Here is a 14,307-nt window from a genome sequence, read left to right on the forward strand (position 1 = left end):
GCACAATGAGGAACTTTGAACCCCTTTCACCCCGTGCACGTTCGCTCCGCCCGCCCGCCGCACCGCGTACACTAGAGGGATGCCGCCACGCACCACAGAACGTGCCCGGCACACACCAGTTCTTCTGCAGAAAGGCCCCTTGTGCACCTGATGTCGCTGACCCTGCGCGGGTTCAAGTCTTTCGCCTCCGCCACCACTTTTGAGTTCACCCCCGGCATTAACGCGGTGGTCGGACCGAACGGCTCCGGCAAGTCCAACGTGCTGGATGCGCTCGCCTGGGTGATGGGCGAGCAGGGCGCTAAGAGCCTGCGCGGCGGCAGCATGAAGGACGTTATCTTCGCGGGCTCCGGCGAGGCTGGTTCGGGCGACGGCGCCCAGCGTGCGCCCCTGGGCCGCGCCAAAGTCACCCTGACTTTCGATAATTCTGATGGCACCCTCAGCATTCCCGCTGATCGGGTGCAGATTTCGCGCACCATGTTCCGCTCCGGCGGCAGCGAGTACGAGATTAACGGCTCCCCGGCGCGCCTTGCCGACATTCAGGACCTGCTCTCGGAGGCGGGTCTGGGTCAGCAGATGCACGTGCTCGTCGGCCAGGGTCAGCTGGACGCGGTCCTGCACGCCACCGCGCAGCAGCGCCGCGACATGATTGAGCAGGCGGCAGGCGTGGTCAAGTACCGCCGCCGCCAGGAGAAGACCAGCCGCAAGCTGGAGTCTGTGGCATCGAACGTTACCCGCCTGAGCGACCTGGTTGCCGAGCTGGATTCGCAGCTGCAGCCGCTGAGCGAGCAGGCAGAATCCGCCGCGACTGCACGCCAGCTGCAGGCGCGCATCCGCCAGCTGGAGGCGGTACTTTTGGCTCGTCAGCTGGGTGTTCTGCAGGCTGAGCAGGCGCAGGCTCTCGCCTCCGAGGCGGAAGGTACCCGCCGCGCCGAGGGCCTGAGCGAACAACTGCGGGCGGCCCGCGAGGCGGCCGAGGCGCATCGCGAGGGGCAGCTTCGACTCACCGCAGAGGTGACGGCAGCCCAGGCCGCGGTGTCTTCCCTGCGCGAGTCTGCGGCGCGCACCCGCTCGGCGCAGTCCATCGCGGCCGAGCGCGTGCGCACCTACCGCGTGGAGCTGACGGAGGCGACCGCCGCCGCCCGCGCCGGGTACGAGCGCGCCCTGGAGGCGCTGGAGGAGCGCCGCGAGGAGTCCGAGCGCGTCACCGAGCAGTACGCCGGCTTTGAGGAGCGCTACGCGGAGGCCCTCGCCCGGGTGGAGCGTGCCGCCGAGGCCGTGGAGCGTTGCGAACGGAGCACCGGGGAGGCAGCGCACCGCCGGGCCCGCGCGCAGGAACAGCTGGATGCGGCCCGCGCCGAGGCGGTGGAGGCGACCCGCGCCTACGCGGCGGCCTCCGAGCGTGCCGCGACCCTGCGTGAGGCGCTGGGGCAGAGCCTGGGGGAGGACCCTGCCGGGGATGCCGCGTCGAATGTTGTCGCTCCGGGCGAGGACGAGTTCGATCCCGAAACCGGCGAGCTACTGGAGCACGCCGAACCGGCCGATTCCGGGGCGCCCGCCGCGGGTGCCCTGCGCGTGCTCAACGCCGTGCAGATTGACCCCGAGTACGCTCGCGCGGCGGCCTGCGCCCTGAGCGCCCTGGCCACGGCCGCACTCACCGAGTCCTCCGCTGGCCCCGACCGTTCCCACCTGCGCGGGGAGGCCCCCTCGCGCGAGCGAGTCCCCGCCGCTTCGCTTCCCGAGCTTCACGCGGAGCGCCTGGCCGAGCTGGGCGTGCGCGCGGCCCTCGAGGTCGTCGAGCCCCTGAACGAGGAGGCCGCCGCGCTGAGTGGCATCGGCGGCGAGACCCTGCGGGTTGTGGTTGCCGCCCTGCGTGAGCGCCTGGTCGGTACCCTCTTCGCCCCGAGCTCCGAGGCGGCCGAGGCTGCCCTGCGCCTGCTGACCGCCGAGTACCCCGAAACCCCCGAAGACTCCAACGACTCCGAAAACCTCGAAAGCTCCGAGAGCGACACCTCGACCCCCGAGGGAGAAACCGCCGGCCGGGACGTTTTCTGGCGCGTCTTTGACGCGCGCGGAGTCGAGTACACCCGCTACAGCCTGCTCTACCCGGCCGAGGGCGTGAGCGCCCTGGAGCTGGCCGCGGCCCACCGGGAGGCCGAGCGCGCAGTAGCCCTCACCCGCGCCTCCCTGGACGATGCCGAGGCCGCCGTGGCCCGCGCCCGCGCCGCATCGGAATCCGCGGTCGAGGACGAGCGAGAGGCCGCCAAGGCCGCCGGCGTGGCCGCCGCCGAGCACGCCCGCGCCCGCGCGGAGGCCGAGTCCCTGAAGGACTCCGCGCTGAACGTTCAGAACGAGCGCGCCCGCCACGTCGAGCGACTGGCCGCCGCCGAGCGTGCCATGAGCGAGGCGGAGTCCGCCTACTGCGCCGCCCGCACCCGCGAGGACGAGTACCTGGCCGGCACGGGGGAGCAGGCCCCCGCCGCCACGGTGGAGCGCCGCGCCCGCCGACTGCTCGAGGTGCTCTCCGCCGAGGTGACCGAGCGCGAGGGGCAGCTGCGCGAGCTGAGCGCCGAGCTGGAGAAGACCCGCGAAAGCGCCCTCGCCGCCGATGAGGAGGTGCGCGACCTGCAGTCGAGCCACGCCGCGGCCCTGACCCTGCTGGCCCGCACCCAGACCGAGGCGGCCCGCGTGCAGGAGCGCCTGCAGGCCCTGGCCGAGCGGGTGCGCCTGCAGACGGGCGTGAGCCTGGAACAGCTGGGGGAGGACTACTCCGAGCAGCTGCCCGTGGACATTTCCGAAAATATCGAAAGCTTCGCGGGGGCGCCCGAAAATACCGCAGAAAAGGAAGCGACCGAAAATACCGAAAGCGCCGCAAAGAATGTAGAAAATGCCGACGGCGCGGAAAACCCCGAGGACGAGCCCTCCGAACGCGAGATCCCCACCGCCGTTGTGCGCGCCCGCCTGGAGGCGACCCGCGCCGAGCTCACCGCCCTGGGCGCCATCAACCCGCTGGCCCTGGAGGAGTATGAGGCCCTCTCCGAGCGCCACGCCTACCTGAACCAGCAGATTGACGACCTGAAGGCGACTCGCCGCGACCTCAACACGGTCATGGACGAGGTGAGCTCCCACATCGCTGAGGTCTTCACCGCCGCGCTGGAGGATATTAACACGCACTACCGCCGCATCTTCGCGACGCTCTTCCCCGGCGGCGAGGGCCACCTGGAGCTCGACGACCCCGCCGACCCGCTGAACGCCGGCGTGGAGATTCACGCCCGCCCGGCCGGCAAGAAGGTCAAGCGACTCTCCCTGCTTTCGGGCGGTGAACGCTCCCTGGCCTCGTTGGCCCTGCTGATTGCGATTTATATGTCGCGCCCCTCGCCCTTCTACGCCCTTGACGAGGTGGAGGCCGCCCTGGACGACCGCAACCTCTCGCGCCTGTTGCAGGTGCTGGGCGAGCTGGGGGAGCGCTCCCAGCTGATTGTGGTGACGCATCAGAAGCGCACGATGCAGATGGCGCAGACCCTGTACGGGGTGTCGATGCGCGAGGGTGTCTCCGCCGTGCTGTCTCAGGATATGGAAGAGCTGCGCGAGTTGCTCTAGGTTTCCTTCGGAATGGACCCGCTTGGGGCTTTATCACGCCCCTCGGCGACATTTGGGCAGGCGCGCCCGGGGTACTATTGAAAATTATGGGTGAACACCCGCCGGCACGCTTTCTTTGAGCATTTCGGATTTTTCCCGCGCATTTCTTAAAACGGCGCGGGAAAACCCGTACACGCCGGCCGGGTTCGCCCCGTTCAGGCCCGATGCGCCGCCCCCGCACCCGCGGGCCCGCGAGATTCGCGCATCCGGCATCAACCATCCAGGGAAGGAATAGTGATGAGCGAAAACCTGGCAGATGCTTTCCTCAACGGTAAGTCGTTGAAGAACGCCCCCGGCCCCTACTTTGGTGAGTACGGCGGGCGGTGGATGCCCGAGTCGCTGATTGCCGCCATGGATGAGCTGGAGACCACCTTTAACGAGGCGAAGAACGATCCCGAGTTCCTGGCCGAGTTCAAGCGCCTCTCCGCCGAGTACTCGAACCGTCCGTCGCTGCTGACCGAGGTTCCGAAGTTCTCGGAGCACGCCGGTGCCCGCGTCTTCCTCAAGCGCGAGGACCTGAACCACACCGGTAGCCACAAGATCAACAACGTGCTGGGCCAGGCTCTGCTGGCCAAGCGCATGGGCAAGACCCGCCTGATTGCTGAGACCGGCGCCGGCCAGCACGGCGTGGCCACCGCGACCGCCGCAGCCCTGTTCGGCATGGAGTGCGTGGTGTACATGGGCGAGGAAGACACCGAGCGTCAGGCCCTGAACGTTGCCCGCATGCAGCTGCTGGGCGCGAAGGTGATTGCGGTGCAGAACGGCTCCCGCACCCTGAAGGACGCCATTAACGAGGCGCTGCGCGATTGGGTTGCGAACGTCGAGAACACCCACTACCTGCTGGGTACCGCCGCCGGTGCGCACCCGTTCCCGGCGATGGTGCGTTTCTTCCACGACGCCATCGGCACGGAGGCGCGCGAGCAGATTCAGCAGCTAACCGGTCGCCTGCCCGACGGCCTGGCCGCCTGCGTGGGCGGCGGTTCGAACGCGATTGGCCTGTTCCACGCGTTCCTGGACGACCCCTCGGTCGAGATTTACGGCTTTGAGGCCGGCGGCGACGGCGTGGAGACGGGCCGTCACGCGGCGACCATCACCCTGGGCCGCCCGGGCATGCTGCACGGCGCGATGACCTACCTGATGCAGGACGAGGATGGCCAGACCATCGAGTCCCACTCGATTTCTGCTGGCCTGGACTACCCGGGTGTGGGCCCGGAGCACTCGTACCTCTCCGATATTGGCCGCGTGACCTACGAGCCGGTGACCGACACCGAAGCCATGGATGCGCTGAGCCTGCTCTGCCGCACCGAGGGCATCATCCCGGCGATTGAGTCTTCGCACGCCCTGGCCGGCGCACTGCGCGTGTGCCAGCGCTGGGCCGCCGAGGACCCGGAGGCCGCCCGCGAGAAGACCATGATTGTGTGCCTGTCGGGCCGCGGCGATAAGGACATGGAGACCGCTCAGAAGTGGTTCGGCCTGGGTAAGGCCATCCCGTCCTCGACCCTGATGACCGGCAACAAGGAGGCCGCCGCCTCCGCTGAAAAGAACGCCCAGACCGAGAGCGAGGCTAAGTAATGAGCTACCAGGACTTCATTCCCCACGCCGCCCCCTACGAGGTGGTGGACGGTACCTTCCCTCCCGCTAACCCCGATTCGCCCCTGGCCGCTCGTCTCGCGCAGTGCGAGGCCGAGGGCCGTGCGGCCCTGATTGGCTACCTGCCGGTGGGTTTCCCCACCCTGGAGGAGTCCATTGACGCGGCGATTGCCCTGGGCAACAACGGCGCCGACATCATCGAGCTGGGCGTTCCCTACTCCGACCCGGTGATGGACGGTCCGGTGATTCAGAAGGCGACCGGCCAGGCTCTGGAGAACGGCTTCAAGCTTTCCCAGCTCTTTGAGGCGGTCCGCCGCATTACCGAGGCCACCGACGCGGTGGTCGTGGTCATGACCTATTGGAACCCGGTTCTGGCGTACGGCGTGAAGAATTTTGCGCGTGACCTGGCGGCTGCCGGTGGCGCGGGCATGATTACCCCCGACCTGGTGCCCGATGAGGCGTCGGCCTGGTTCGCCGCTTCCGCCGAGTATGGACTGGACCGTATCTTCCTGGCCGCGCTGTCCTCCTCGCCGGAGCGTCTGGCAACCGTGGCGAAGGCCTCGAGCGGCTTCGTGTACGCGGTGTCGGTCATGGGCGTGACCGGTGCCCGCACCTCCGTGTCGGAGGCAGCCCGCATCCTGGTGGCGGATATCAAGGCCGCCGGCGCCAAGCGCGCGTGTGTGGGCCTGGGCGTTTCGACCCGCGCTCACGTGGAGGAGATTGGCGCCTACGCGGACGGTGTGATCGTCGGTACCGCGCTGGTGAAGGCCCTGGCCTCCGGCGGCGTGGATGCGGTAGCCCGCCTGACCCGCGAGCTGGCGGGGCGTGAGGCTTAATGTCGGCCCTGCTTTCGGCGGTGGCCCTGCCGGCGCTGTCGATTCCTTCCCCGAGCGTCTCGTACCTGCAGCTGGGCCCGTTTCGTGTGCATTTCTACGCTCTGTGCATTCTGACCGGTATGGCGGTGTGCCTGTGGCTGGGTGCCCGCCGCTGGAAGGCGATGGGCGGCACGGGCGAACGCGTCTTTGACGTGGCGATGTGGGCCATCCCGGCCGGCATCGTGGGTGCCCGCGCCTACCACGTGCTGATTACCGACCCGGGTAGCTACTTCGGCCCGAATGTCGCTGATCCGTGGGCCTTTCTGAAGATTTGGGAGGGCGGCATCGGCATCATGGGTGCCGTGTCGGTGGGCGCGCTGGGCGCCTGGTACGGTTGCCGCCGCTACGGCATGAACTTCGCGGCCTTTGCGGATGCGGTGGCCCCCGGTATTCTGCTGGCCCAGGCCTTTGGCCGCTGGGGCAACTGGTTCAACCAGGAGCTGTTCGGCAAGCCGACGACCCTGCCGTGGGGTCTGGAGATTAGCACCTCGAGCGGTAATTTTCCCTCGCAGTATCCGGCCGGCACGCTGTTCCACCCGACGTTCCTGTACGAGTCGCTGTGGAACCTGCTGGGCGTGGCGTTGTTGCTGTGGCTGAGCCGTAAGGGCGTGCTGAAGCTGGGTCAGACCCTGTGGCTGTACGTGTTCTACTACGGCGTGGGTCGCCTCTTCATCGAGATGTTCCTGCGCATCGATACCTCGGAGATGCTCTGGGGCGTACGTATTCACGTGTGGACGGCCCTGCTGCTGGTGCTACTGGGTGCCGCGGGCTTTGTGGTGGCCGGTCGTCGCGCGGCGGCGAAGGCCGCCGCGGGTGTTGAGCCCGGCCCCGTGGAGGTTGCTCCGAAGCGTTCGGAGAAGAAGGCCGATGATGCCGAGGACTCTGCGAGCGCCGAAGACTCCGACGATTCCGAGGGGAAATCGGAGGCCGCCGAAAAGGCCGAAAAGGCCGGGAAGTCGGAAGACACCGCGTCCAGCTGATGCTCTCGGTAACCGATAATTCATGCTGAAAACCGCCGGATGGGGGAGCACCCCGTCCGGCGGTTTTCTGTCTTTCAGCTCCCGTGCCTGACCCCGTTGTCGGCCCCCTTACCTGCGTTCTGCTCTCGTGGAGCTCCCGACTCGGCTTCCACACCGCAGAGGGTTTTCGGCGACTTGTGAAAACAGGGGCCTGAGAAGGCATAATAGAGGAACCACGGTAATACGTGCTCGCGTGGGGGCATAGCCTCTGGGAATCGGTCCCTTCCGCGCGGCACGCACCGCGCTCAGAATCATTCACTCAACTACAGGACACATATCGTGAGCTCTTCTTCCGGCGATTCTTCACGCCCAATTTCTCCCTCCTCCCGTTCGGGCCTGACCCGTCGTCGTCTCGTGGCCGGTGCGGCCTGGGCCGCCCCCGCCGTCGCGGCTTCGACCCTGGTTCCCGCTTTTGCCGCCTCCCCCGAGGAAGGCGAATGTACCGGACCCTACGAGGATTCCACCCTGATTACCGCCGGTGACGGCGTGAAGAAGGTTGCCGTTCTGACCGTGCCCGCGGGTGCCCGACGCATGCGTTTCACCGTGATTGGCGGCGCCGGCGGCACGAACTACGCCGTTGCGGACGCCGGTTCGGGCGCCCTGGTAGAGGGATCCATGCCGGTGCGCGGCGGCCAGGTGATTACCCTGACGGCCGGTTCGGGCGGCATCGGTAACGGTGAGCTGACCCCGGCCGAGGGCGGTGACGGCTACGGCGTGGGCGGCTCCTCGAAGGCTTCCTCCCCGGTCCCTGCGGATGTGGTCGCCGCGATTGAGAGCCTGACCGGCCGCACCGGTGGTGTGATGGGACATGGCGGCATGAACGCCGTGCTTTATTCCTCCTCGGGCGGCGGTTCTTCCGCGATTGAGGTGGACGGCGTGCCGATGATTGTCGCCGGCGGTGGCGGCGGCGCGGGAACTCTGGCCACGTACGCGACGGATCTGCCGAGCCCCGCGAAGCCGGGTGCGCTGCAGGCGACGGCTTACTACTCCCTGGATAGCTCCGGTCGCCGCCACCAGTTCAGCACCGGCGGAGGCGCCGGTTCCAGCGACGGCGACGGTTCCCCGGGTTTCGTGGGTTTCACCTCGTACACGGCGCAGTCGGTGCCGCTGCTGAAGGTGAACCCCGGTTCGGGCGCTATGAACGGCATGGGCGGTGGTGGCGGTGAGAAGCTGGATCCGCCGACCTCCGACGGTTCCGTGATTGGCTTCTCGAGCACCTCCACGCAGAAGCTGGTGAGCAGCGCGGCGGCGGGTGAGACCGGCCCGAGCGGTTTCCGCGCGAAGGGCGCGGATGGCGTGGTCAGCTATTCGTACCAGTGGGACCAGACCCCCGCGGGCACCGACGCGTCCCCCTCGAATGCGGGCGCGATGTTTAACGGCTACCAGTCGGTGGTATCCGGAGGCGGCGGTGCCGGGTACGGCGGCGGCGGTTCGGGTGCGGCGCTGAGCGTCTCGGCCCGCGTGGTTTCGCAAAAGTGGAATAACGATCCGGCTCGTTCCCGCTACGCGGTGGGTACGGTGCAGCTGGCCGGCGGTGGTGCAGGCGGTGGAACCTACATGGATACGACCGCGTACGTGAGTGACCTGGGCTGGGCCATGAACGCCCCGAGCGCCTCGGGTGAGCGCGGTGCCGGTTCGGTCGAGGTTGCTTTCTGCTTCTAAGATGCCGCTAGGAACCGTATAGGTGCGGGTTGAACCCTACCTTTAGGGTACTGTGCGCACCAAACTTAATATTTAAATTTTTTCTGAGTGCCTCCCAGACCGCTGGTTTGGGAGGCATTCTCATCTTCTGTGTTGCTTTGTCATAGCGTCATTTCAACCTTTGGCGGTTTAGCGCATTAGTCGGAATGGACCTTATCGAAAACATATCAACATTGGTTTGCAGATTCCTAAACATCCCCTTCGTCATATTTGGGAAGGGTCCTTCCGATTGGCGGCTCGTCATTTTACGGTGGAAGTGTCAAGAATACGCGCACCTGCGCCGCTGGTATACGGTCCGTGTGCGGTCAACGATGACTAAGGAGTTTTAGGTCATGTGCAAGGAAACCATGAAGGCTGTTGTTGTTCCCGAGAAGGTTGATGGCTCGGTTGAGGTTCGTGAGGTTCCCGTCCCGGCCGTGGGTCACGGCCAGGCGCTCGTGAAGATTGAGTATTCGGGCGTATGCCACACCGACCTTCACGTGGCCTTGGGCGACTTCGGCGAGGTGCCCGGCCGCATCCTCGGTCACGAGGGCATCGGCGTGGTCGTTGAGGTTGGCGAGGGCGTTGAGTCCCTGAAGGTGGGCGACCGCGTGTCGGTGGCTTGGTTCTTTGAGGGCTGCGGCCACTGCGAGTACTGCACCTCGGGCCGCGAGACCCTGTGCCGTTCGGTCAAGAACGCCGGCTACACCGTCGACGGCGGCATGAGCGAGTACACCCTGGTGCCCGCTGACTACGCGGTCAAGGTGCCCGAGGGCCTGGACCCGGCGCAGGCCAGCTCGATTACCTGCGCGGGTGTGACCACCTACAAGGCCATTAAGGAATCGCTGGTTCGCCCGGGCCAGTGGCTGGTCGCCTACGGTGCTGGCGGTCTGGGTAACCTTGCCGTTCAGTACGCTAAGAAGGTCTTCGGTGCCAAGGTTATCGCCGTTGATATCAACGACGACAAGCTTGCTCTGGCCCGCGAGACCGGTGCCGACTACGTGATCAACGGCCGCGAGGTGCAGGACGTTCCGGCCCGTATTCGTGAGCTGACCGACGGTGGCGCCCACGCCGCCGTGGTGACCGCAGTGTCGAAGGTCGCCTTCAACCAGGCGGTGGAGTCGGTGCGCGCGGGTGGTTCCGTGGTGGCCGTGGGCCTGCCCTCCGAGATGATGGAGCTGTCCATCGTGAAGATTATTCTGGACGGCATCCGCGTGGTGGGTTCGCTCGTGGGTACCCGTCAGGATTTGGCGGAGGCCTTCCAGTTTGGTGCCGACGGCATCGTGGTTCCCGTCGTGAAGCTGCGCCCCGTGGACGAGGCACCTGAGGTCTTCAAGGAGATGGCCGCCGGCACGATTACCGGTCGCATGGTGCTGGATTTCGCAAGCCTCTAGGAGGTGCGAGCCCGGTGCGTGCGGCGTGAGCCGCGGCTGATCGGACGATGAAGCGTCTAGGGCGCATCCCGTGTAGCGGGGGAGTAGGGGTACTTTCTCGCGGTGCATACGGCACGGGGTGCGCCCTAGTGTGCGTTGCGCTCTGGGGCTTTCCATAGCCTGTGGCAAGGGTTTCCGTAAGAGAGATTTCTGGCTGGAAAAGCTTGGCGTTACCGCTGAGAGTGCGAAACACCTAAACGTAATATATCCATAAAATTATTTTGAAATAATCGAGGATTATCTCAAAAACTCCAGTAAATCACCCGAAAAATATGCACTATTAGACATCCAAAGGATTCAAAATATATTTTTATCAGGTAAACTTTCAATCAACGGTTGAGACGTAATATTTTCCGAAATGATGGGCGGAAAGCCCTCCTTCGACCTATCCTTGAATGAGGGACACGGCGTGTGAAGGAACCGCCCTCCTAGATATCGGTTCCTTCCCCGGAACGCCGCATCCCGGGTGAATTTCAGCATCTTCGTACCGTGCCGTCATTCGCCATGAGTCCTACTTCCGGTCAGGCTGCCCCTCTAGACACCTCCTGGGACTAGGCCTCACAGCGGTTAGTGTGGGCCCCACGGACGTAGTCAAGGGGGATTGCGTTCGCCACACTAATCCAGGGCCCGCCTCGCGAGATGACTCAACTACCTTCTCGGGTACGACATAAACTTACCTGCCGGCACGGGTAACATGACCGGGTTTCTCTACTCACTCGGTAACCCACCCCGCTCGCGGCAGTGTGTAACCCTTCTGCCCACACTCGGCAGAGGCTTAGCATCCTCGGAGCGGAAACGGCGAGGGGCACCTTCTGTGGCAGAAGGTGCCCCTCGTTCTCTATATCCGTGATGTTTGCTAGGGCGTAGGCCTAGTAGATGCCACGCTGAGCGGTCCAGCGGATTGTGCCGCGCTCAAAATCCATGTAGTACACCCCGTTCGCGTAGGACTCGTTGCCGCGAGCCGCACCGTAACGAGCCGTGTTGCGAGCCCAGTGGTTGTAGATCGTGCCGTTACCGTTGGTCTCGTAGGCGCCGTACGCATCCGACCAGAGCAGCATCTTGCCGGAGGCGAAGCGCACCTGCGCGCCCGTGGAGTTAGCGGTCTCGTCGGTCGCCGGGGCGCCCCAGGCATTGCGGTGCTCCAGGAAACGGTAGTAGAACGCGCCGCCGGTGCGCAGAAGGTGGGTGCCGGTCTTCGCACTCCACACGAAGGTGCGACGGCCGGAGAACTCCTGCTTGGCGATGCCGCCGCCCAGGTTCTCCTCATCCGTGGTGGGTGCACCCTGGGCACCGGAATTGCGCCAGGCCCAATAGATGCCGCCGCGCTCGTTGAGCGTATGGGTTCCGGTGCTCTCGGTCCAGTAGGCGCCCTCCCCGTTGGCGAAAGAGACCGCCACGGTCTGGAAGCGTCCCCCCTCATCGGTGGTCAGGCCGCGGTAGCGGGCCACGTTAGAGCGGAACTTGTGATCGAGGCCGCCGTCGGTCACCACCCAGTGGGCCCCGTTCGCGTTCGTCCAGTAGATGGTCTTGCGGTTGCTGAACTTCTGGGCGTACACGCCGTAGCCCAGGCTATACTCGCCGCCGACCGGGTTGCCGTAGAAGCTTCGGTTACGGTTCCAGGCCACGCCAATGCCGGTGCGAATATCAATCGAACCGGTCGGGGTGACGACCACGTTCGGGTTCTGGGTCGGCTGGTTGTCCTTGGCCCAGTTGCGGTGTTCAGCCTTCGGGTTCTTCGCCAGAACCTTCAGGTCCTCGACGCTGCCGGGGAAGAAGTTAGAGTCACCCACGAACGGGCCCGAGTCGGTGAACTGCCAGATGTCGTAACCGTTCCAGCCGGCGGGAATACGACCCACGACCGTGGAGTAGCTGGCCAGGTGCAGCGGCAGGGAGCCGAACTCCTGCGAGCCCACGCACTGGGACCACCAGGAGGTTGCGGTGTACACCATGGGCGCGCGACCGGTCAGCGCGCGGTAGGTGTCCACGAAGTCGCGGATCCAGGCGGTCAGCTGCGCCGCGGTCATGTTGTAGCAGGTGTTGCCGTAGGTGGGGTAGGGGTTGAACTCGATGTCCAGCAGGCCCGGGAGAGTCTTACCGTCGTCGGTCCAGCCGCCGCCGTTCTGCACGAAGTAGCGGGCCTGATCGGCACCGGAGGAAGTGCGGGGGTTGGCGAAGTGGTAGGCGCCGTGCACCATGCCGACGGAGGCCGAGCCGCTGTACTGCTGACCGAAGTAGGGGTTGGTGTAGTACGCGCCCTCGGTGGCCTTCACGTAGGCGAATCGGGAACCGGCCGCCCAGGCGCTTGCCCAGTCCACGTTCTGCTGGTGCGAGGAGACGTCCATGCCGAGGGTTCCGCCGCTGGGGGTCCAGGCGGAGCGGCCCGGGGCCAGCGCCTGCGCTGAAGAGCTGCCCGCGGCGAGCCCGCTTAGGGTTGCCGTGGGCGCGGAGGTTGCGCCGGTGCGGGCGTTCGCGGTGCCCATGCGTTCGCGCTCGCCGGCACCCATGGCGGGATTATCGCGCTCGACCTGCGAGGGATCCGGGGCGGGTGCGTAGGTGAGGTCCTCGTACGAGGCGTTCGCATCGATGGACTGCACGCTGGCGGAAGCCTCGGGGGTCGCGAAGGCCGCCGGAACTGCGGTCAGAGAGGACGCCAGGAGTGAGAGGGCACCGGCCGATGCCATGAGGGAGCGGGCTGCCGCGGAGCGCCCGGCAGTCTGGAATATCTTCATATTTATGCCTGTGTTTGAGTTGACTGTGAATGGTGTGGTTCCGGCGCACGGTAGAACAGCATGACACGGAACGAACGAATCGTTCTGTAGTGGGCGTTCGGGTACGGTCGCCGGTGATGTGAGTGAAATGGCGGCCGCGTTCGGGCGCGACAATCCGTTGAAGGCACAGTGGTCCCTCGTGGATTCGTGGTTGGATTCTGCCACCGGAAGAAGATGCGCCACCGCGGGGTGGCTGGCCGGTGATGGGGTGGCAGGCGCCGACGGGCACAGCTAAAAGGGTACGGTACGCGCGCCGCGAAACGCAATGTTTCCGAGGGTTTTTGGACGGTTATTTTTTCGTCCGTGCGCATTTTTCGGCGTCGTGCGGAGGAGGGGGTACCTCGGGCCGGTGGAGAGGGCATGAAAGAAGGGGTGGGCCGCACACACAAAGACCCACCCCTCGGTTTCCGGGTACTGTTTTTGGCGCGGCCTCGCACCGGTACCCGGAGTTTCATGGTCGATGCAGGAGAGATGAAGTCATCGACCACTCTATGGTGCCAATCGGCACGTTTTGAATCGCGTATCCCTCACCCGAACGCATCCGTCTCAACCGTTGAACGGGATACCCGGTGCGTTCGAGCGGGGTACACACGAAAGCTAAGCGATTCCTCAGAACGGCTACGTTAGCGCAATCCTAGAGGAACTTGGCAATGTCCTCGACCAGAGGCTTGAGGCTCTCGCGGTCGATATACTCTGCCTTACCGGTCTTGTAGCATTCGAGCATCTGCTTGATGCCCTCGTTGGGGTTCGGGTTCGCCATGAGCCATGCGCGGACCGGGCCCTTCAGGGCGGTCTTGTGAGCCAGCGAAATCTTATCGAAGTCGATGCCGCCACGCAGGTGGTAAACGGGACGACCCTCGGTCAGCTCGGGGGTGTAGCTCTTGGCTACGGCCTTGTCCAGCAGCTTCTTCGAGTACTCGCCGGTGAAGGACACGGTGAAGAACGCGGTGCGGTTCTTCTTCGGGGCGATAACCGGCAAAATCTTCTTGCGAAGGGCCGGGGCACCGTTGAGGAATCCACCGTAGTCGCTACCGGCAATCACGAAGGCATCGAATGCCTCTGCCTGCTCGGGGGTGACCTTGGAGGCGGGGACAGTCTCAACTTCAGGGGCCTGCGGGAGTGCACGCAGATCTTCTGCCAGCCAGGTGGCGTACTGCTCGGTGTAGCCGTAGGTGGAGCCGAAGATAATCAGCACGCGAGTAGTCATCTGTGAACCTTCCAGATATATTTCGCATTTCAAATACTAATTATTGCTTCCAATATATGCTAGGCGCGCGAAAATGTGAAATCGCCTAGCCTTGGAAGC

8 protein-coding genes are annotated in these 14,307 nt (G+C 65.3%); 6 read left to right on the forward strand and 2 right to left on the reverse strand.

Annotation, left to right across the window (positions count from 1 at the left end; genetic code table 11):
* Positions 1 to 150 precede the first annotated feature (150 nt).
* The 6 genes from HMPREF2874_RS03705 to adhP all read left to right on the forward strand — a co-directional run bounded on the left by HMPREF2874_RS03705 (position 151) and on the right by adhP (position 10,194).
* Positions 151 to 3,597 carry a chromosome segregation SMC family protein gene (locus HMPREF2874_RS03705; protein WP_070649016.1) on the forward strand — a complete coding sequence of 1,149 codons (3,447 nt, stop codon included), beginning with the start codon at positions 151 to 153 and terminating at the stop codon, positions 3,595 to 3,597.
* Positions 3,598 to 3,873: 276 nt separating this feature from the next.
* Positions 3,874 to 5,208: a tryptophan synthase subunit beta gene (trpB, locus tag HMPREF2874_RS03710; RefSeq protein ID WP_049331388.1), complete on the forward strand. Its 1,335-nt coding sequence runs from the start codon at positions 3,874 to 3,876 to the stop codon at positions 5,206 to 5,208.
* Complete coding sequence (trpA, locus tag HMPREF2874_RS03715) at positions 5,208 to 6,062, forward strand: tryptophan synthase subunit alpha (protein WP_070648992.1); 855 nt, start codon at positions 5,208 to 5,210, stop codon at positions 6,060 to 6,062. Before trpB ends, trpA begins: the two co-directional genes overlap by 1 nt.
* On the forward strand, positions 6,062 to 7,081 hold the full coding sequence (gene lgt, locus HMPREF2874_RS03720) for a prolipoprotein diacylglyceryl transferase (RefSeq protein WP_083309833.1): 1,020 nt from the start codon (positions 6,062 to 6,064) through the stop codon (positions 7,079 to 7,081). The genes trpA and lgt overlap by 1 nt, the downstream gene beginning before the upstream one ends.
* 318 nt (positions 7,082 to 7,399) lie before the next feature.
* Positions 7,400 to 8,782: a hypothetical protein gene (locus HMPREF2874_RS03725; RefSeq protein ID WP_049331382.1), complete on the forward strand. Its 1,383-nt coding sequence runs from the start codon at positions 7,400 to 7,402 to the stop codon at positions 8,780 to 8,782.
* A 371-nt stretch (positions 8,783 to 9,153) separates the two neighbouring features.
* Positions 9,154 to 10,194 carry an alcohol dehydrogenase AdhP gene (adhP, locus tag HMPREF2874_RS03730; protein ID WP_083309834.1) on the forward strand — a complete coding sequence of 347 codons (1,041 nt, stop codon included), beginning with the start codon at positions 9,154 to 9,156 and terminating at the stop codon, positions 10,192 to 10,194.
* A 908-nt stretch (positions 10,195 to 11,102) separates the two neighbouring features.
* Here the strand turns inward: adhP and HMPREF2874_RS09165 are convergent.
* Positions 11,103 to 12,962 (reverse strand): GH25 family lysozyme, encoded by a 1,860-nt coding sequence (locus HMPREF2874_RS09165; protein ID WP_070648993.1) that lies wholly within the window; start codon positions 12,960 to 12,962, stop codon positions 11,103 to 11,105.
* A 673-nt stretch (positions 12,963 to 13,635) separates the two neighbouring features.
* Complete coding sequence (locus HMPREF2874_RS03740) at positions 13,636 to 14,208, reverse strand: flavodoxin domain-containing protein (protein ID WP_049331378.1); 573 nt, start codon at positions 14,206 to 14,208, stop codon at positions 13,636 to 13,638.
* Positions 14,209 to 14,307: the final 99 nt, after the last annotated feature.

This window comes from Rothia sp. HMSC068F09 (assembly GCF_001812775.1).
In the GTDB taxonomy this organism is placed as follows: Bacteria; Actinomycetota; Actinomycetes; order Actinomycetales; family Micrococcaceae; genus Rothia; species Rothia mucilaginosa_A.